18 protein-coding genes are annotated in these 18179 nt (G+C 61.2%); 9 read left to right on the top strand and 9 right to left on the bottom strand.

Annotated elements, in window-relative coordinates:
- Nucleotides 1-25: 25 nt before the first annotated feature.
- Together ACJ8IM_RS07595 and ACJ8IM_RS07590 are read right to left on the bottom strand one after the other, a co-directional pair.
- Nucleotides 26-562: a fimbrial protein gene (locus tag ACJ8IM_RS07595; RefSeq protein WP_033654626.1), complete on the bottom strand. Its 537-nt coding sequence runs from the start codon at nucleotides 560-562 to the stop codon at nucleotides 26-28.
- 78 nt (nucleotides 563-640) lie between these two features.
- Nucleotides 641-1162, bottom strand: coding sequence for a fimbrial protein (locus ACJ8IM_RS07590; protein WP_025302212.1), 522 nt, complete (start codon nucleotides 1160-1162; stop codon nucleotides 641-643).
- A 665-nt stretch (nucleotides 1163-1827) separates the two neighbouring features.
- On the opposite strand from ACJ8IM_RS07590, the gene ACJ8IM_RS07585 reads away from it, so the two are divergent.
- The 3 genes from ACJ8IM_RS07585 to ACJ8IM_RS07575 all read left to right on the top strand — a co-directional run bounded on the left by ACJ8IM_RS07585 (nucleotide 1828) and on the right by ACJ8IM_RS07575 (nucleotide 3719).
- Nucleotides 1828-2157 carry a hypothetical protein gene (locus tag ACJ8IM_RS07585; protein WP_033646709.1) on the top strand — a complete coding sequence of 110 codons (330 nt, stop codon included), beginning with the start codon at nucleotides 1828-1830 and terminating at the stop codon, nucleotides 2155-2157.
- A 133-nt stretch (nucleotides 2158-2290) separates the two neighbouring features.
- Nucleotides 2291-3208, top strand: a complete 918-nt coding sequence (locus ACJ8IM_RS07580) for a fimbrial protein (RefSeq protein ID WP_103830106.1) — start codon at nucleotides 2291-2293, stop codon at nucleotides 3206-3208.
- A 19-nt stretch (nucleotides 3209-3227) separates the two neighbouring features.
- Nucleotides 3228-3719 carry a fimbrial protein gene (locus ACJ8IM_RS07575; RefSeq protein ID WP_223181936.1) on the top strand — a complete coding sequence of 164 codons (492 nt, stop codon included), beginning with the start codon at nucleotides 3228-3230 and terminating at the stop codon, nucleotides 3717-3719.
- Between the two features lie 98 nt (nucleotides 3720-3817).
- Here the strand turns inward: ACJ8IM_RS07575 and ACJ8IM_RS07570 are convergent, their stop codons facing one another.
- Nucleotides 3818-5023: a serine hydrolase gene (locus ACJ8IM_RS07570; protein ID WP_033637786.1), complete on the bottom strand. Its 1206-nt coding sequence runs from the start codon at nucleotides 5021-5023 to the stop codon at nucleotides 3818-3820.
- Between the two features lie 466 nt (nucleotides 5024-5489).
- On the opposite strand from ACJ8IM_RS07570, the gene ACJ8IM_RS07565 reads away from it, so the two are divergent.
- Nucleotides 5490-6857 carry a pyridoxal-phosphate dependent enzyme gene (locus ACJ8IM_RS07565; protein WP_033654625.1) on the top strand — a complete coding sequence of 456 codons (1368 nt, stop codon included), beginning with the start codon at nucleotides 5490-5492 and terminating at the stop codon, nucleotides 6855-6857.
- Nucleotides 6858-6869: 12 nt separating this feature from the next.
- Nucleotides 6870-8015, top strand: coding sequence for a trans-sulfuration enzyme family protein (locus tag ACJ8IM_RS07560; RefSeq protein WP_033637784.1), 1146 nt, complete (start codon nucleotides 6870-6872; stop codon nucleotides 8013-8015).
- 59 nt (nucleotides 8016-8074) lie between these two features.
- On the opposite strand, the gene ACJ8IM_RS07555 is transcribed toward ACJ8IM_RS07560, so the two are convergent.
- On the bottom strand, nucleotides 8075-9097 hold the full coding sequence (locus ACJ8IM_RS07555; RefSeq protein WP_033654624.1) for an isopenicillin N synthase family dioxygenase: 1023 nt from the start codon (nucleotides 9095-9097) through the stop codon (nucleotides 8075-8077).
- Nucleotides 9098-9385: 288 nt separating this feature from the next.
- Between ACJ8IM_RS07555 and ACJ8IM_RS07550 the strand changes: the two genes are divergently transcribed.
- Together ACJ8IM_RS07550 and ACJ8IM_RS07545 are read left to right on the top strand one after the other, a co-directional pair.
- Nucleotides 9386-10042 carry an HAD family hydrolase gene (locus ACJ8IM_RS07550; RefSeq protein ID WP_033654623.1) on the top strand — a complete coding sequence of 219 codons (657 nt, stop codon included), beginning with the start codon at nucleotides 9386-9388 and terminating at the stop codon, nucleotides 10040-10042.
- Between the two features lie 89 nt (nucleotides 10043-10131).
- Nucleotides 10132-10752, top strand: coding sequence for a glutathione S-transferase family protein (locus tag ACJ8IM_RS07545; RefSeq protein ID WP_033637781.1), 621 nt, complete (start codon nucleotides 10132-10134; stop codon nucleotides 10750-10752).
- A 13-nt stretch (nucleotides 10753-10765) separates the two neighbouring features.
- On the opposite strand, the gene ACJ8IM_RS07540 is transcribed toward ACJ8IM_RS07545, so the two are convergent.
- Nucleotides 10766-11866: a PQQ-dependent sugar dehydrogenase gene (locus ACJ8IM_RS07540; RefSeq protein ID WP_033654622.1), complete on the bottom strand. Its 1101-nt coding sequence runs from the start codon at nucleotides 11864-11866 to the stop codon at nucleotides 10766-10768.
- A gap of 131 nt (nucleotides 11867-11997) precedes the next feature.
- Here ACJ8IM_RS07540 and ACJ8IM_RS07535 point away from each other — a divergent pair, with 131 nt between their 5' ends.
- Both ACJ8IM_RS07535 and corA read left to right on the top strand, forming a co-directional pair.
- Nucleotides 11998-12417 (top strand): GNAT family N-acetyltransferase, encoded by a 420-nt coding sequence (locus ACJ8IM_RS07535; RefSeq protein ID WP_033654621.1) that lies wholly within the window; start codon nucleotides 11998-12000, stop codon nucleotides 12415-12417.
- An 11-nt stretch (nucleotides 12418-12428) separates the two neighbouring features.
- The gene (gene corA, locus ACJ8IM_RS07530) at nucleotides 12429-13412 is read left to right on the top strand and encodes a magnesium/cobalt transporter CorA (protein WP_033637778.1); all 984 of its coding nucleotides are present in this window, start codon (nucleotides 12429-12431) and stop codon (nucleotides 13410-13412) included.
- Nucleotides 13413-13474: 62 nt separating this feature from the next.
- Here corA and ACJ8IM_RS07525 read toward each other — a convergent pair whose 3' ends face one another.
- From ACJ8IM_RS07525 to speB, 4 genes are all read right to left on the bottom strand, one after another.
- A complete protein-coding gene (locus ACJ8IM_RS07525; RefSeq protein WP_033654620.1) occupies nucleotides 13475-14287 on the bottom strand; it encodes a nitrilase-related carbon-nitrogen hydrolase in 813 nt (270 codons plus the stop codon).
- Nucleotides 14284-15711 carry a purine-cytosine permease family protein gene (locus ACJ8IM_RS07520; RefSeq protein WP_033654619.1) on the bottom strand — a complete coding sequence of 476 codons (1428 nt, stop codon included), beginning with the start codon at nucleotides 15709-15711 and terminating at the stop codon, nucleotides 14284-14286. The genes ACJ8IM_RS07525 and ACJ8IM_RS07520 overlap by 4 nt, the downstream gene beginning before the upstream one ends.
- Before the next feature lie 34 nt (nucleotides 15712-15745).
- On the bottom strand, nucleotides 15746-17131 hold the full coding sequence (locus tag ACJ8IM_RS07515) for a sodium:solute symporter (protein ID WP_033654618.1): 1386 nt from the start codon (nucleotides 17129-17131) through the stop codon (nucleotides 15746-15748).
- A 76-nt stretch (nucleotides 17132-17207) separates the two neighbouring features.
- Nucleotides 17208-18140 carry an agmatinase gene (gene speB, locus ACJ8IM_RS07510; RefSeq protein ID WP_033654617.1) on the bottom strand — a complete coding sequence of 311 codons (933 nt, stop codon included), beginning with the start codon at nucleotides 18138-18140 and terminating at the stop codon, nucleotides 17208-17210.
- Nucleotides 18141-18179 lie beyond the last annotated feature (39 nt).

Below are 18179 nucleotides of genomic sequence, written 5' to 3'. Positions count from 1 at the left end.
AATTAACCGTCAGTACGAGAAAAAATCAAAAATAATCCAGCTTAAAACGCACTGTGGAAAAATACGCTCCCACCTTCAACGGCTGGTGATTCGGCATCAACGTCATGGAATAATTCAGCACTCGGTTCCCCGGTATTATTCCCTCCATCGGCAAAGGTTTCCCTGGAATAACCGCCGTGCCGCTGCTGTCTTTTATCTCCAATGCAACGCCGCGCGCATCGCCCTGTACGCCAAACAGAGCGCCTTCCGCATAACCATCAAACGTGACCTGAAAGAATTTCCAGTCAGGCTTGTTTTCCGGCCGTTCCAAAATGCAATTGACCAATTCGATACTGAAAGGTTTGGTCATCCCCTGGCCGTCACGAATGATCTGCCCGAGAGGAATAGTGTCCATATCGATCGTCTGATCGCGGCTGCCGGCGGCAATGGCGCAGGCGGTGTCGATAATGGCGCCGTGCATGTTGACTTTGCCCCACCCCTGCGCGGCGGAAGTTGCATGGCCGGGCGCAAACGCCAACGACGCCAAAAGAACGGCACCCGCTCGATTCCTTGGTAAAAACATCGCGACATTCCTTTGACAGGGAGATTCACCAGGCATGCGGCGAACCCCATGCCTGGTTGATTAAGCCTTCGGGCTCACTTACTGATAAGCCAGGGTGAAATCGGCTACGGCAGTGAAATCGCCCGGAACGATGGCGGCGGAAGCGCCTTCGCCCTGCAGGTAGGCGGCGAAATGCAGGGTGTTGTTGCCGGTATTCAGGGTCTGCGCGGTAGTCGCTTCACCCAGTTTGATCGGCTGGCCATTGTAAGAGATGGCTACGCCGGCGCCGCTGGCGGTGCCCGCGATACCCAACAGATCCTTGTCGGTGGACGATGCGACGCCGCTGAAGGTGGTTTTAACGGTTTTCAGCGTGGTGATGTCGCACTGCTCCAGTTTGATTTCAAACGGACGCGGGTTGGATTTGCCGCCGTTTTTCAACGCCACGTTGGAAACCTGGCCCAGATCTACGGTCTGATCGATCGACTCGGGCGCAATAGAGCATGGCGCATCAATAATAGAGCCCGTGAAGGTGACCTTACCGTGTCCCTGATCGGCTGCCTGTGCAAAAGAACTTGCGCCAAATGCAATCACTGCAGCCATCATGATTTTGTTAAGTTTCATAGAACCTATATTCCTTATAAGAAAAAATGCATATTCCAATCAAGAAAAAGAGCAACAGGAAACCTGCTCGCGCTTATATGTGCGCAGCCCTGATTCTTTAGCATCTTGCTGGTTGGTTAACTGCCAAAACCCAAAGGCATCGACAATAAATACGTCGATAACGGCAAGTCTGCAGCGGCCCACCTATTAATGAATCCGTCATATAAAAATAAACGAAATCACAACAAGCAGAGGCCAATACTTTCTAATCCGTCCTTCTTGTCCGGCGATGAATATTCTGGCAAATGCCTCTCAGCAAAAAAAGGCTTTTTTTGATCAAGGCGAACATTCGCAATTTATTTCCTAATTGAAGTTAATTTACTGTTATTTTTAGCCTCATAGATCGTAAAAGATGCTTTTATAGAGCAATATCCTGTTTTTCTTTGATTCCCAAGTAATCAGATCGCAAAGTGGCGCTTTGTGAATATAATAAACCAAAATTTTAGGTTTCAGCGTGACGCCACCCCTGCCTAAGCATAGGTAAAAACGGGGCGGGCAACGCCTTTTTTTTCAATCCTGATAAATAGATAGGAATTTTCTTTGTTCGCGTTTTACCTCGTTGTTGGTAGGCAGCGAAAGTTTGTTTTTTCTTAGGAATACGGCAATCGGAATACAGAGGAAGTGCTATGGAAGCGTTATCTCCGAAACAAAAGGAAATACGGCAATTGCAGCACGATCTGCTGCAAACATTATTCGCGCAGTCGCCCCGTAAGTGCCCTATCGGCGGGTTGCCGCCACAGCAGCAATGGCTATCGACGCGGCAACTGGCCAATGCCGTCAACGTCGGTGTTTACCGGGCGCGGCGGCTATTGCTGGATCTTGTCTCCCGGAAAAAAGTGATTGTGACGGACGGCTCTATCAACAACTCATTGAGGTGGTATCCCACCGCGTTGCTGAACGGTGATAACGACGGCATCTCCAACAGCGATGCCCCTCACTCCCCTTTAACGGAATAAATATGGCCAGCCGGCCTGATTGGCAATATTTCATTGCGGAGTAACGCCGCACACTATTTATATATATTGGGATATTATCGTGAGAAAAACAGCCCTGCTATTTTTACGTTGCTGCCTGGCATTATCTTTCTTCATGCTGTTTGGCAACGCCAACGCGTTTACCTGCCGCACGTCCGATGGCGGACTGATTCCACCCGGGGGCTCGACCACGCCGGTTGACGTCCGGGTGCGCATCGGGCCACAGCTTTCTTATGGCAAAAACGAAATCGTCAACGTCAGCCAGGTCACCTGTAAAAACGACGTCGCGAGCTGGTATGACTATCTCAAAACCGACAGCCCGGCGCTGTCGATGAACAGTGCGATTTTTGGCGCCATCGGCAGCGGCACCACCATCAACGGCAGCGATTACAACTCCCCGGTGCCATCAGGCATCAGCGTACTCAGCCTTACCGGCCTGCAAACCCAGTCGGTCGCCATCCGGGTTTATATCGTGTTGAACCGTTTCCCAACGCCGGACATCAAGGTGAACAAGGGCGACGTCATCGGCCAAATCAACTTTATTCAGACCAACGATCAGCCGGGTTGCCCACAGTGCGGCGTTTATCGCTGGCGCCTGATCGCCGACAACGACGCTTACTTCGTCACCACCAGTTGCACCATCAACAACGGCCAGCAGATTAACGTCGACTTCGGCCAGATCCGTCAGGACTTTCTGACCCAGAGCGCCAATGATGCCCAGATAAAACAGGACAAAGCGCTCAGCTACCAATGCGACGACCAGAGCGCGACGCAGGATATTCTGATCCGCATGGTCAGCGATGCCAGCGACTTCTCCAGCGATTTTATCAAGACCACCAATCCTAACGTCGGCGTGGCGATGATGTACAACGGCGCGGTGGTGAAGCCGAACAATGCCTTCAGAACGCGCATCGTCAACGGCCAGGGCAACGATACCGTGACCTTTGTACCGGTAAAGAACAATGTCCCTTACACCAGCATCGCCACCGGCCCGCTGTCGGGTTCGGCCACGCTGATCTTCAGCGCACCTTGAGACGGGAGCCAGAATGAACATGACGAGTAAAACGCGCTGCGCTCTGCTGTGGGCACTGAGCCTGATTAGCGCCGCGGCTCAGGCCGCCGACCAGGGTACCAAGGTCAACATCACCGCCACCGTGGTGGCGCCTCCGCCTTGCGTGATCAACGACGGGCGCACCATCGATATCGACTTCGGCAAGGTCGGCATCAAGCGCATCGATGGCAATCGCTATATGCAACGCATCGATTACAGCATCAAATGCGAGTTTCTGGATAACAGCCGCCAGCTGAAAATGAAGATCATGGGCAGCGCGGCGGCCTTCGACGGCAGCGTGTTAACCAGCAGCGTCAATGGATTGGGCATCAAACTGTTGGCCAACGGTAAGGCCTTCGCCATCAATACGCCGCTGAACATCGACTACGCCAATCCGCCGACGCTTGATGCGGTGCCGGTGAAAAACAGCGCCGTCACCCTGGCGGAAGGCGATTTCACCAGCGGCGCCACCATGCTGGTGGACTACTTTTAATCACCGCCCCAAAAAATCGCGAAAAAAAAGCCGCAACCTCGCAGTTGCGGCCTGGTCGAGGATCGTGCGCCCGGGGCGCGCTCCTCACATCAGGGTATTCAGCCGAAGATCCCGCCGAACCACTGGCTCAGCTTCATCATCACCATATCCCAGATGCGGCTGAAGAAGTTGCCCTCTTTCACCTCTTGCATCACCACCAGCGGGTGCTGTTCGATGGTCTTGCCGTCCAGCTGGAAATCGATGGTGCCGACCACCTGGTTTTTCGCCAACGGCGCTTCCAGCGTCGGTTGGGTCAGCTTGTAGCTGGCCTTCAGATTTTTCATCTGCCCTTTCGGAATGGTGACCGAGGCGTCTTTCGCCACGCCGAGCGGCACTTCGCTGACGTCGCCGAACCACACTTTCTGGGTGACGAACGGCTTATCGGCCTTGATCGGCGTCGCGGTTTCATAGAAGCGGAAGCCCCAGGTCAGCAGCTTTTCGCTTTCGCTAAAGCGCACGCGATCGCTCGGCGCGCCCAGCACCACCGAGATCAGGCGCATCGGGCCGTCGGTGGCCGATGCCACCAGGTTGTGGCCGGCGCCGCTGGTGTAACCGGTCTTGATGCCGTCGACGTTCAGGTTGCTGCTCCACAGCAGGCGGTTGCGGTTAACCTGGCGGATCTTGTTAAAGGTGAATTCTTTCTCTTTATGCAGCGCGTATTCGTCCGGCACGTCGCGGATCAGCGCCTGGCTCAGCAGCGCCATGTCGCGCGCGGTGCTGTACTGCCCTTCCGCATCCAGGCCGTGCACCGTCAGGAAGTGGGTGTTCTGCAGCCCCAGAGATTTGGCGTAATTGTTCATCAGGCCGACGAACGAATCCTGGCTGCCCGCCACGTAATCCGCCAGCGCGATGCTGGCGTCGTTGCCCGACTGGATCACGATGCCTTTATTCAGCTCCAGCACCGGCACCTGATCGCCCGGCTTGATGAACATCAGCGAAGAACCGCGCAGCGCCGGGTTGCCGGGTGCCCAGGCATCTTTGCCGACGGTGACCATGTCTTCCGGCTTGATCTTGCCGGCCTTGATCGCCTGCCCAATCACGTAGCTGGACATGATCTTGGTCAGGCTGGCGGGATCGAGGCGGGTGTCGGCATTGCCTTCGGTCAACACCTTGCCGCTGTTGTAATCCATCAGAATGAAGGCCTTGGCGTCTACCTGCGGCGGCGCCGGCGGCTCGGCCGCATGCACGGCCGGGGCGGCCAGCAACAGGATGCCTACGCTGAAGGTCAGTTTTTTCAGGGAAGTGGATAAGTTTTTTTTCATCATGACGTCGCCAGAGTGTCCATTCAAATCATTGAAATAGCGTTAACTTTCAAACATGTTCACGTTTTAAGCCAACCAGCGAGAGTGGCCCGGTGCGCGCGTGCCGGCCGCAACCCCCTGCGGCGCCCGTAGCGGGTAACGCAGCGCACCGAAAATGCCCTTGCTGTGAGTTTATGTGATTTATCTTATTTTTGCAGGGTTTAGCGTGAATTTTCAGCATTTTTACATAACTGTACGCAGCCCCCCGCTTATCGTTCAAAAAAGCATCGCGACGCGCATTTTTGCACCCACCCACGGCTACACGGCCAAGCATCTGCACCGCTAAACATCTGCGCATCCATACGTCTAAAAAAGATTAATATATTCCATAATGGCATATATAACCGTTATTTGTTCTTTTTAAAGCGCTTATTCTCAGCGCTATCATCCACATAACGACTTTTATACCGAATAATCCTGGAGATGAGTCATGGCGATCCCCCATTCCGTCATCGAGATGATTGGCAATACCCCGATGCTGGAACTGACCCGGTTCGATACCGGCCCGTGCCGGCTGTTCGTCAAGCTGGAGAATCAAAACCCCGGCGGTTCGATCAAAGACCGCGTGGCGCTGTCGATGATCGAACAGGCCGAGCGCGACGGCAAGCTGCAGCCGGGCGGCACCATCATCGAAGCCACCGCCGGCAATACCGGCCTGGGGCTGGCGCTGGTGGCGGCGCTGAAAGGCTATAAGCTGCTGCTGGTGGTGCCGGACAAGATGAGCCGCGAGAAGATCTTCCACCTGCGCGCGCTGGGCGTGGAAGTGCTGCTGACCCGCTCGGACGTCGGCAAGGGGCATCCGGCTTACTATCAGGATTACGCCAAACGCCTGGCCGGGGAGATCCCCGGCGCCTTTTATATCGATCAGTTCAACAACCCGGCCAATCCGGCGGCCCATACCACCACCACCGCGCCCGAACTGTGGCGGCAGATGGAGCATGACGTGGACGCTATCGTGGTTGGCGTCGGCTCCGGCGGCACGCTGGGCGGGCTGAGCCGCTATTTCGCCGAGGTTTCGCCGCAGACGGAATTCGTGCTGGCCGACCCTGCCGGCTCTATCCTGGCGGACTACCTCGACAACGGTCACATCGGCGAAGCGGGCAGCTGGCTGGTGGAAGGCATCGGCGAAGACTTCGTCCCGCCGCTCAGCGACTTTGACCAGGTCCGCCACGCTTACCGCATCGGCGACGCCGAAGCCTTCGCCACCGCGCGCGATCTGCTGCGCAAGGAAGGCGTGCTGGCGGGATCGTCCACCGGCACCCTGCTGGCCGCCGCGCTGCGTTACTGCCGCGCACAGACCGAAGCCAAGCGGGTGGTGACCTTCGTCTGCGACAGCGGCAACAAATACCTGTCTAAAATGTATAACGACCACTGGATGCTGGAACAGGGCCTGCTGAGCAAGCCGCAGCACGGCGATCTGCGCGATTTGATCGCCTACCGCCACGACGAAGGCGCCGCCGTCTCCGCCGCGCCGGACGACACGCTGGCGATCGTGCACGCCCGCATGCGGCTGTACGACATCTCGCAGCTGCCGGTGCTGGAAGGCGATCGGGTGGTCGGTTTGATCGATGAGTGGGATCTGCTGAACGCCGTCCAGGCCGACGCCGCCCACTTCAGCCTGCCGGCCGGCAGCGCGATGACCAAGCAAGTCCAGACGCTGCAAAAGGAAGCCGGCTACGACGAATTGCAGGCCACCTTCAACCATGGCCACGTCGCGGTGGTGCTCGACGGCGAGCGCTTCCTCGGCCTGATTACCCGCACAGACGTGCTAAACGCCTGGCGCCAAAAATTACGTTAATAAGGACCCTTTATGGCCAAGTTTGATACGTTGACCGTTCACGCCGGTTACACCCCGGACGCCACCGGCGCCGTGATGCCGGCAATTTACGCCACCTCCACCTACGCCCAACCGGCGCCGGGCGAGCATACCGGCTACGAATACTCCCGCAGCGCCAACCCGACGCGCACCGCGCTGGAAAGCGCCATCGCCGAACTGGAGGGCGGCAGCCGCGGCTACGCCTTCGCCTCCGGCCTGGCGGCCTGCTCCACGGTGCTGGAGCTGCTCGATAAGGACAGCCACCTGATCGCAGTAGACGATCTGTACGGCGGCACCTATCGCCTGCTGGAAAAAGTGCGCAGCCGCACCGCCGGCCTGCGCGTCACCTACGTGTCGCCGGCGGATCTCGCCGGGCTGGAGCAGGCGATCGAGCCGGACACCAAAATGATCTGGGTAGAAACCCCGACCAACCCGCTGCTGAAGCTGGCGGATCTGAGCGCCATTGCCGCGATCGCCAAAAAGCATGGGCTTATCAGCGTGGCGGACAATACCTTCGCCTCGCCGTATCTGCAGCGCCCGCTGGATCTGGGCTTTGACGTGGTGGTGCACTCCGCCACCAAATACCTCAACGGCCACTCCGACGTGGTGGCCGGCGTCGCGGCGGTGGGGGATAACCCGGCGCTGGCGGAACAGCTCGGTTTCCTGCAAAACGCGGTCGGCGGCATTCTCGATCCGTTCAGCAGCTTCCTGACGCTGCGCGGCATTCGCACCCTGGCACTGCGCATGCAGCGCCACAGCGACAGCGCGCTGCGCATCGCCCAGTGGCTGGAGAGCCAGCCGCAGGTGGAAAACGTCTACTATCCCGGCCTGCCTAGCCATCCGCAGCACGCGCTGGCGGCGCGCCAGATGACGCGCTTCGGCGGCATGATCTCGGTGCGGCTGAAAGGCGACGATGCCTATGCGCGCCGGGTCATCAAGCGCTCGCGCCTGTTCACCCTGGCGGAAAGCCTGGGCGGCGTGGAAAGCCTGATCAGCCAGCCGTTCAGCATGACGCACGCCTCCATTCCGCTGGAACAGCGCCTGGCAACCGGCATCACGCCGCAGCTGGTGCGCCTGTCGGTGGGGATTGAGGATGTGGAAGATCTGATCGCCGATCTGCAGCAGGCACTGGCGGAATAATCGCCTGCATCAAGCGCCATCAGCCCGGCCGGCGCGCCGGGCTTTTTTGTGCCCGTTATTCAGACGCCGATGACGTCCCGATAAAAGCGCTGCGCCACATCGGGGTGGGAACGGATGCGGCCTTTCAGGTAGTTATACCCCACGTCGCGCAGCAGCGGGTTGAGCGGATCGCTGGCCGGGCCGCGCGCCTGCGCCGCCAGCGGCGGCGGCAGTTGATACAACGGCACCACCGCGTCCAAGCGCGCGCCGAGGAAAAAAGCGATCGACAGCCTGTCGCGCCCCGCCGGCGGCGTTTCCACCCGGTGCACAGTGGCGCGCAGATAGCCGTTGGTCGCCAGTTCCAGCAGCTCGCCGATGTTCACCACGAAGGTGTCTTCACGCGGCTGGGCGTCAAGCCACCGCCCTTCGCTCACCTCCACCTGCAACCCTTTTTGCTCGTCCTGCAGCAGGAAGCTGAGAAAACCGGAATCCTTGTGCGCGCCGACGCCCTGTGCGCTGGCGGTAGCGTCCCGCCCCGGATAGCGAATCAGTTTGATGTGCTCGTTGGGCTTATCGCCATACAAGCGATCGAAAGCCTGCTCCGGCAACGACAGCGCCAAAGCGAAAGCGCGCAGCAGCCGCAGCGACATGGCGGTCATCGCCTGTTGCCACTGCAGCAGCAGCGGTTTCAGCGTCGGCAGCGCCGCCGGCCACTGGTTTGGCCCCTGCAGGCGTGCCCAGCGTGGGGTGTCGTCAGACAGCGTCAGCGCCGGGCGTTCGGCACCGATATCGAACTGCTCGCGCCAGTCCGGCTGGCCGCGCGTGAGCTCCGCCGCCGCCCGGTTGTAACCGCGAAAGTGCGGCGAATGCACCATCTGCACCGCCAGCTTGTCGGCTTCCGGCAGCGCGAAAAATTGCCGCGCGCTCTGTTGCAGCCGCGCATTCAGCGCACTGTCCACGCCGTGCCCGCGCAGATAGAAAAAGCCGACGTCGCGGGCCGCCGCGCGCAGATCGTCAAGAAAGGCGCGCCGCTGGCGCGCATCGCCGTCAAGCAGCGAAAGATCCAGCAGCGGCAGCGTCTTCAGCGTCGTCAGATGCGTCATCGTGTGGTTCCTCTTCTTCCCCAATCACAATCGGGCTGCCATACAGGCGAATAATCAACATTGTCACTCTCTACCGGGTAGCTGCATTTGCTCCATAGTTATCACCGCGCTCGCCGGGGCGGCCAATATTGTTGCGTTCTAAGTTATGCAAACGTTCAACAAACTGTCGCAAAACCGTCATCAATGTTTCTTATGCTCTGCGCAATTTCGCCGACGCCGCTGGCTGGCGACGGGCGCTATCCGCTATCCTGTAAACGACCTCATACCCTGCCTGCCGGAGAAATACTGATGGATTTAGCCTTATTCGACCTGGATGAAACCCTGATTGACGATGACAGCGCCAGCCTGTGGATCCGCTGGCTGGTCGGCCAGGGCTTCGCGCCGGCGGAGCTGGAGCTGCAGGAGCAGCAGCTGATGCAGCTTTATTATCAGGGCAAGCTGTCGATGGAGGACTACATGCAGGCCACGCTGGCGCCGCTGGCCGGCCTGAGCGTGCAAACCGTGGCCGGCTGGGTACAGCGTTACATCCGGCGCGATATCCTGCCGCGCGTCTATCCCGCCGCCCGTGAACGCCTGCAGTGGCACCGCGAGCGCGGCGACTGCATTCTGGTGATCTCCGCCACCGGCGAGCATCTGGTGGCGCCGATCGCCGAACAGCTCGGCGCCGATGATGCGCTGGCGATCGGCGTGGAAATCAGCGACGGCCGCTTCACCGGCAACACCTACGGCACCATGACCTATCAACAGGGCAAGGTGATCCGCCTGCAACGCTGGCTGGCGCAGCATCCGCACCTGCAATTCGAACACAGCCACGGCTACAGCGACTCCCTCAACGATAAGGCGATGCTGCAATTCGTCGACAGCGCCACGGTGATCAACCCCGACAGCGAACTGAGCGCGCTGGCGGCGGAGCACGGCTGGGAAGTGTGCCGCTGGGAACGCTGAGCGGCAGGCAAAAAGTGCCCTGCGGTGTGACAAATAGCGTTTTGTGGCGTAGGTATAGAGGGTCCTTAATCCACTAACGGAGTTGCGCAATGCTGACCATTTGGGGCCGTGAGAATTCGAACAACGTCAGGAAGGTGCTGTGGTGCGCCGCCGAACTGGGGCTGAGCTACACCCACATCAACGCCGGCGGCGCGTTCGGCAAGGTGAACGAAGAGAGTTACCGCGCGCTGAACCCGAACGGCCTGGTGCCGCTGCTGCAGGACGATGACTTCGTGCTGTGGGAATCCAACACCATCGTGCGCTACCTGGCGGCGAAATTCGGCGACGCGACGTTCTATCCGCAAGATCTGCAGGCGCGCGCCGCCGCCGAGAAGTGGATGGACTGGACCACCTCAACCATCGTCCCGGCCTTCACCATCGTCTTTTGGGGCCTGATCCGCACCGCGCCGGAATTGCGCGACATGGCGAAAATCGAAGCGGCGATCGCCACGCTGGAAAAGCACTTCGACGTCATCGAACAGACGCTGGCGCGCCAGCCTTACCTCTCCGGCGACGCGTTCGGCTTCGGCGATATCCCGCTCGGCAGCTTCGCCTACGCCTGGTTCGAAATGCCGATCGCCCGCCGCCCGCGGCCGAACATGGAGCGCTGGTATCAGCAGCTGCGCGCCCGCCCGGCCTATCAGCGCGGCGTGATGAGCGAACTCACCTGATCGCTGCGGGGCGTTACGACGCCCCGACCTTCAGCAGCTTGCCGTTCCGCTCGTCCGTCAGCAGATACAGATAGCCATCCGGCCCGCTGCGCACCTCGCGAATGCGCTCGCCGCGATCGCCCAGCAGCCGCTCTTCCGCCACCACCTTGTCGCCTTCCAGCGTCAGGCGAATCAGTTCCTTTTGCGCCAGCGCGCCGATGAACAGCGAGTGCCGCCAGGCGGGGAAGCGCTGCCCGTCATAAAACGCCATGCCGCTGAGGCCGGGCGATACCCGCCAATAGTGCAGCGGCTGTTCGGTGCCGGGCACCCGTTCCCCTTTGGCCTCGGGGATCGGCTGGCCGGAATAGTTGATGCCGTAGGTGGCCAGCGGCCAGCCGTAGTTTTTACCCGGCAGCGGGAGGTTGAGCTCATCGCCGCCGCGCGGGCCGTGCTCGTGTTCCCAGATCGCGCCGCTCCACGGGTTCAGCGCCAGCCCTTGCGGATTGCGGTGGCCGTAGGACCAAACCTCCGGCCGTTTGCCGGCCTGGCCGACCCAGGGGTTGTCCGGCGGCACCGCGCCTTCGGCGGTCAGCCGCACCAGCTTGCCCTGCAGCTTGTCGGTCTCCTGCGCCGTCGGCCGCTGGTTGTTTTCGCCCAGCGCGATAAACAGGTAGCCCTGACTGTCGAACGCCAGCTTACCGCCGAAGTGATTGCCGACCGACAGCTTGGGCAGCTGGCGGAAGATCACCTTGAAGTTTTCCAGCCGCGCGCCGTCGTCGCTCAAACGGCCGTAGCCGACCGCCGTGCCGGCTTTGCCGCCGTCACCCGGTTCGGCGAAGCTGAGGTACACCCGGCGGCTGGCGGCGAAGTCGGGCGCCGGCAACACTTCCAGCAGGCCGCCCTGCCCCTCGGCGTAAACCTGCGGCACGCCGGCGATCGGCGGCGACAGGCCTTTGCCCTGCTGCCACAACCGCAGCCGGCCGGGCCGCTCGGTGATAAGCAGGCCTTGTTCCGCCGGCAAAAAGGCCAGCGACCACGGGTGTTCCAGGCCGTCCTGCAGTTGGCTGACCGTCGGCGCGGCGTGCAGCAGGCCGCTGCACAGCAGCAAACCGGCCAGCAAAGTCAATCGGGGCATGGCGTCCTCCTGAGAGTGAAATGACCCGTTTAGTGTAGCCCACTCAGCAGGAGCGGTCGTTTACATTACATTTCAACAGGTTGCCTTTTAGCCGCAGTGTGCTTAAGTTAACCCATCACCCAGGAGGAAAAATGGACATTACCGTTACCGACGCGATTGACGAACACACCCTCGATGCGATCAGGCAAGGCCTGCGTGCTTACAACCTGCCGCATATCGACGCCCGTCATCGCAAGCCGCTCAGCGTCTATGCGCGCGACGAGGCCGGCACGGTGATCGGCGGGCTGACCGCCGAAACCTGGGGCAACTGGCTGAGCGTCGAATGGCTGTGGGTGGCGGATTCCCAGCGCGGCAGCGGCCTCGGCGGCCGGTTGATGCGCGCCGCCGAACGCGAGGCGCAGGCGCGCGGCTGCCGCTACGCTCGCCTGGATACCTTCAGCTTCCAGGCGCGGCCGTTCTACGAAAAACTCGGCTATCAGCTGCAAATGACGCTGAAAGATTATCCGGTGGAACATGAGTGTTATTTTCTTACCAAAACCCTGACTGATTAATGGATGGACGGATGGACAGCAAAAGCATGGTGGTGAACTGTGTGGCGTACAAAGCCGGCCAACGGCTGGGCGAAGTGACCATCGACGATATCAGCGAGGTGGTCAAACAGCCGGATACCTTCATCTGGCTGGGGCTGCGGCAGCCGGAGCCGGCGTTTATGCGCAAGGTGCAGGAAGAGTTCGGCCTGCACGATCTGGCGATCGAAGACGCGCTGTGCGCGCACCAGCGGCCGAAGCTGGAAACCTACGGCGACTCGCTGTTCATCGTGGTGAAAACCGCGCAGTGGGGCGAGAACGACGAAATCGAATACGGCGAAACCCATTTCTTCGTCGGCAAAAACTTTCTGGTGACGGTGCGCCACGGCGCCTCGCCCAGCTACGCGCCGATCCGCGCCAAGGCGGAGGAGAACCGCAAGCAGATGTGCCGCGGGCCAGGCTTCGCCCTCTATTCGGTGTTGGACTTCGTGGTGGACAACTACCGCAGCGTGGTGACGCGCTTCGAGAGCACCATCGAGAATATCGAAGCCAACATGTTTCAGTCGGAGTTCGATCAGGCGGCGATCGAGAACGTCTATACCCTGCGCCGCCACCTGTTGGCGCTGCGCAACGCCGCGCTGCCGATGGATGAAATCTGCAACCAGCTGATCCGCCTGCACGAAGAAGTGATCCCGAAAGAGCTGCGCGCCTATGTGCGTGATGTGCAGGATCACGCGCATCAGGTGGTCAGCAATATCGACGACATGCGCGAAATGCTGACCAACGCCATGCACGTCAACCTGGCGCTGGTGACGGTCAAACAGAACGAAGTGGTGAAACGCCTGGCGGGCTGGGGGGCGATTTTGGCCATCCCGACGGTGATCTTCAGCCTGTACGGCATGAACTTCGCCGACATGCCGGAGCTGAAGTTCCCGTGGGCCTATCACGCCACGCTGGGGGTGACCGCCGTCGGCTGCATTTTCCTGTATCAGAAGCTGAAGAAATCGGGCTGGCTGTAAGCGCCAAAACGGCGGGTTTTCCCGCCGGAGAAACGATCTGCGGAGCGGCGCGCCACGCCGCTTCAATACAGCATCGGCCGCCGATCGCGATGCACGTGATTGTGGCGGCCGATGTGCTTGTCATCGGCCGAGCCGATATCCATCGATGCCAGCACCATGCCTTCGCCTGCCAGGCTCTGCGTCAATGGATAGCCGTCGGCGTCGACGATCACCGAGCCGCCGATCCACGCAACGCCGCGCTCCGTTTCGCAACGGTCGCACACCGCGATGAACAGCCGATTGACGGCGGCGTTGGCCTGCGCCTTCACCATCTCCGCCGGCCGTTCGCCCTGCGGGCGCGGCGCCAGTGGCCAGTTGACCGGCGCGCACAGCAGCTGAGCGCCGGCCAGCGCCGGTAGCCGTACCCACTCAGGGAATTCGAGATCGTAACAGATCATCATCGCCAACCGGCCGAAGCGGGTCTCGATGACCGGCGGCGGCCGATCGCCGGCGGTAAAGATGGTGCTCTCTTCGTGCCACAGGTGCGCTTTGCGATAAATCGCCCTCACCCCCTGCGCATCGATCAATGCCGCGCTGTTGGCCACCTCGCCATCGGGCAGGCGCTCGCAGAAACCGGCGACGATCGCCACATCCAACTCGCGCGCCAGGGCTCCCCACAGGCTGAGGCTCGGCCCGTCTTCAGCCTCGGCCAACGCCCTCGCCTCCGCCTTATCGCGCAGCACGTAGCCGCTGTTCACCAGCTCCGGCAGCACGATAACGTTGGCGCCGCGCTGCGCCGCCCGGCGGATAGCCTGGACGGACAGCGCCCGATTATGTTCCGCTTCCCCGACCCGCAACGCTAACTGGCAGCATGCGACGCTGATTTTTTCCTTCACTCCGGCTCTCCTTCCAATAAACCCTCGCTGCGCAACGCCACCCGCCGTTCGGCTTCAAGATCGAGCTTTCGGCACATCACGACATAAACGCTCCCGGCCACCAGCAGGCCGATCAGAAAAGCGATATCCGCACCGCCCAGTAAAACAGCAAAGGGGCCGGTGTAAAAGCCCAACGTCATGAACGGCACCATCGCCAGCAGGCCGATCGCGTAGGCCGTCAGGCCGGGGCGCCCCCAGCGGCCGTAGATCCCCGCCGGGTTGAAGATTTCACCAATCGCGTAATGCCCGTCGCGCACCACGTAAAAGTCCATCAGATTCACCGCCGTCCAGGGCACCAGGAAATACAGCATCAGCAGCACAAAGGTATTGAAGCTGGCGAGGTAGCTCGCCGGGATGGCCAACGCCACCGCAAACACCGTCAGGGCGACGACGCCAATGCCGGTCATGCGTAATTTCAACGTCGGCGTCACTTTACGGAACGCGTCAATCGCACTGAGGCTGGTCAGCATCGCGCCATAACAGTTGACCGCCATGATACCGACCAGCGAGGGCACAGCGATCAGCACGGCCAGCGTGCCGAACCCCGGATAGACGGCATTTCCCACCGCCTGTACGCTGCCGATCGCATCGGGGGACGGTAAGGCTGAAGCCAGAAACGCGCCCAGCGACATCAGCCAAAGCGCCGATCCGGCCGCCCCCAGATAAGTCCAAAAGATCACCTTGGCAGACGGCGTTTCATGCGGTAAATAACGCGAGTAGTCGGAAACGTACACCGCGTAGCTGATCTGGTAGCCGGCGGCGGCCGACAGCTGAATCAAAAAGGCCGCCCACGAGAAATGCCCGGCGCCGACGGCGGCGTCCATCCGCAGCGACAACACGGCGCCGACCGTCAACACGCCAAACACCGCCATCATCACATAGGTCAGCCAGCGCTGCACCGCATGCAGCATATCGTGGCCGACGATTGCCAACAGCACGGCCACCGCGATCAGCAACGCATACCAGGGCAGACGGTGGCCCGGCAACACCGTGTTGATCGCATCGGTCGCGAGAATAACGTTGAACACGTTGAAACCGATGTAGACAAACACCACGGCGGCAAAGGGAACGATGGCGCCACGCAGGCCGAATTGAGCCCGCGACTGGATCATCTGCGGTAGCCCCATGCGCGGCCCCTGGTTGGCATGACACGCCATGAAGAAGGTGCCGAACCCTACGCCGGCGGCAATGGCCAGCATCGAATAAAGCGCACCCAGCCCCAGCGCCGGGCCGGTGAAACCGACCACCATCGTCGTCAAAACAAAATTACCGGTGAACCAAAACGGCGCCTGATGCCAAACCTTGCCATGCCGCTCGTGACGGGGCACATAGTCTATCGAGCGCACTTCAATTTTTGGGCGTGACGCCACATTGCGATTGTCCATGTCCCACCTCGTCGCGGTCATTAGCCTCGTCTTTTCAGCGCTCGGTTTGCGGCTGCAGCTGCGGCGCCGGGCGGCTCAACAGGCTGCCCAGCACGAAGGCGACGCCGCCGCCCAGCAGGCCGCCGTAGATTGGGCTGTTGGCGTCGATGCCGTGCCAGACCATCAGCCCCACCACGCACAGGCTGCCGGTCAGCATGCTGGCGATGGCGCCGGCGCTGGTGGCGCGCGGCCAGAAGATCGCCCCCACCAGCGGGATCAGCATGCCGCCCACCAACAGGTTGTAAGCCAGGGTCAGCGCCGCCAGCACGTCGCGCACCACGAATGCCAGCCCCAGCATGACCGCGCCCATGAGGAGCGTGGTGAAGCGCCCGGCGGCCAACCCGCCGGAAGGTTTGCGCCGGATGGCCGGCAATACGTCCTCCAGCGCGATGGTGGAAGAGGCCAGCAGGCAGGCGCTGGCGGTGGACATCAGCGCCGCCAACGCCGCGGCGGCCACCAGCCCGCTGACGCCGACCGGCAACACCGCCTGCGCGATAGCGGCGAAGGCGCCGTCGGTGTTGCTGAGCGCCGGCAGCACGATCTTGCCGGCCATGCCGATCAGCGCGCCGGTTACGCCGTACAGCACGCAGTAGACGCCCGCCCCCAGCCCGGCGAAGCGCGCCACGTTGGCGCTGCGGGCGGTAAACACCCGCTGCCAGATGTCCTGGCCGATCAGAATGCCGAAGAAGTAGATCAGGAAAAATACCAGAATGGTGTCCAGCCCGATCGACGACAGCTGGTAATAACCGGCGGGCAGCAGGCTGGTGAACGCCTCCCAACCGCCGGCCTTGACGATGCTCATCGGCATCAGCACCAGCATCATGCCGACGGTCATGATGATGAACTGAATGATGTCGGTCAGCGTCAGCGACCACATGCCCCCCAGCGTCGAATACAGCACCACCAGCCCGCCGCCGAGCAGGATAGACGCGCTGAACGACAGGCCGAACATCACCTGCATCACGCTGCCGATGGCGATGATCGAAGTCACCGCCACCATCAGATCATACGCCAGCATGATCGCGCCGCTGGTAACCCGCGCCGCCGGATGATAGCGCCGCGACAACACCTGGCTGACGGTATACAGCTTCAGCTTGAGCAGCGGCTTGGCCAGCACCAGGCTCAACACCACGATGCCCAGCCCCAGCGCGCCGCACAGCCAGACGCCGGAGATGCCGTAGGTGTAGCCGAGCTTGACGCTGCCGATGGTCGACGCGCCGCCGAGCACCACCGCCGACAGCGTGCCCAGATACAGCCCCGGCCCCAGGTTGCGCCCGGCGACCAGATACGCCTCTTTGGAATTGGCGCGGCGAATGCCCATCCACCCCACCGCGCCTATCACCAGAAAGTAAAACACCACGACCAGCAGATCGAGATTCATGGGTACCTCCACTCCGTTGTTATTGTTATCAGGGGCCCCGACGCAACCGCTCCGCCGGTAGGGTCAGTGCGCCGTCTCAGCGGGCCGGCAGCACGCACAACATTTCAAACAGCAGGTTGGCCGCCAGCAGCGCCGTGTTGCCGGAGCGATCGTAAGGTGGCGACACTTCCACCACATCGCCGCCCACCAGGTTCAGCCCGCGGCAGCCGCGCACGATCTCCAGCCCCTGCCAGACCGACAGTCCGCCGACCTCCGGCGTGCCGGTGCCCGGCGCGAAGGCCGGATCCAGCCCGTCGATATCGAAGCTGAGGTAAACCGGCGCATCGCCCATCTGTTCGCGGATCTCCGCCATCAGCGGCGTCAGCGATCGGTGCCAGCAGGCCTCGGCCGGCACCACGCGAAAGCCCTGACGGCGCGACCAGTCGAAATCGTCCGCCGCATAGCCGCTGCCGCGCAGGCCGATCTGCACCACTTTTTCCGGCGCCAGCAGCCCCTCCTCGAACGCGCGGCGGAAGGTGGTGCCATGCGCCAGCTGTTCGCCGAACATCTCTTCGTTGGTGTCGGAATGCGCATCGACGTGGATCAGCCCGACCGGGCCATGCCGACGGGCGACGGCGCGCAGCACCGGCAGCGTCAGCGTGTGGTCGCCGCCGAGCGTCAACGGTATGCAGCCGTGCGCCAGGATCTCGTGGTAAGCCGCCTCGATGCGCTGCACGCTATCCGCCAGGCTGTAAGGGTTGATGGCGACATCCCCCAGATCGGCCACCTGCAGCCGTTCGAACGGGGCGGAGCCGGTGCCCATGTTGTAGGGGCGGATCATCACCGATTCCTGGCGGATCTGGCGCGGGCCATAGCGGGTGCCGCTGCGGTTGGAGGTGCCGATATCCAGCGGAATGCCGACAAAGGCGGCATCCAGACCGTGCGCCTGGTCGGCCGCGGGCAGGCGCATCATGGTGGGAATACCGGCAAAGCGCGGCATGTCGTTACCGCTTTGGGGTTGGTTCAGCATGGCGTTTCCTTGTCTTGATCTGCGATGAATTGAAACATT

The organism is Serratia sp. CY33525 (genome assembly GCF_052169115.1).
Lineage (GTDB): Bacteria > Pseudomonadota > Gammaproteobacteria > Enterobacterales > Enterobacteriaceae > Serratia > Serratia sarumanii.
Note: the sequence above shows the minus strand (reverse complement) of the source record. Positions and strands in the feature narration are given on the sequence as shown.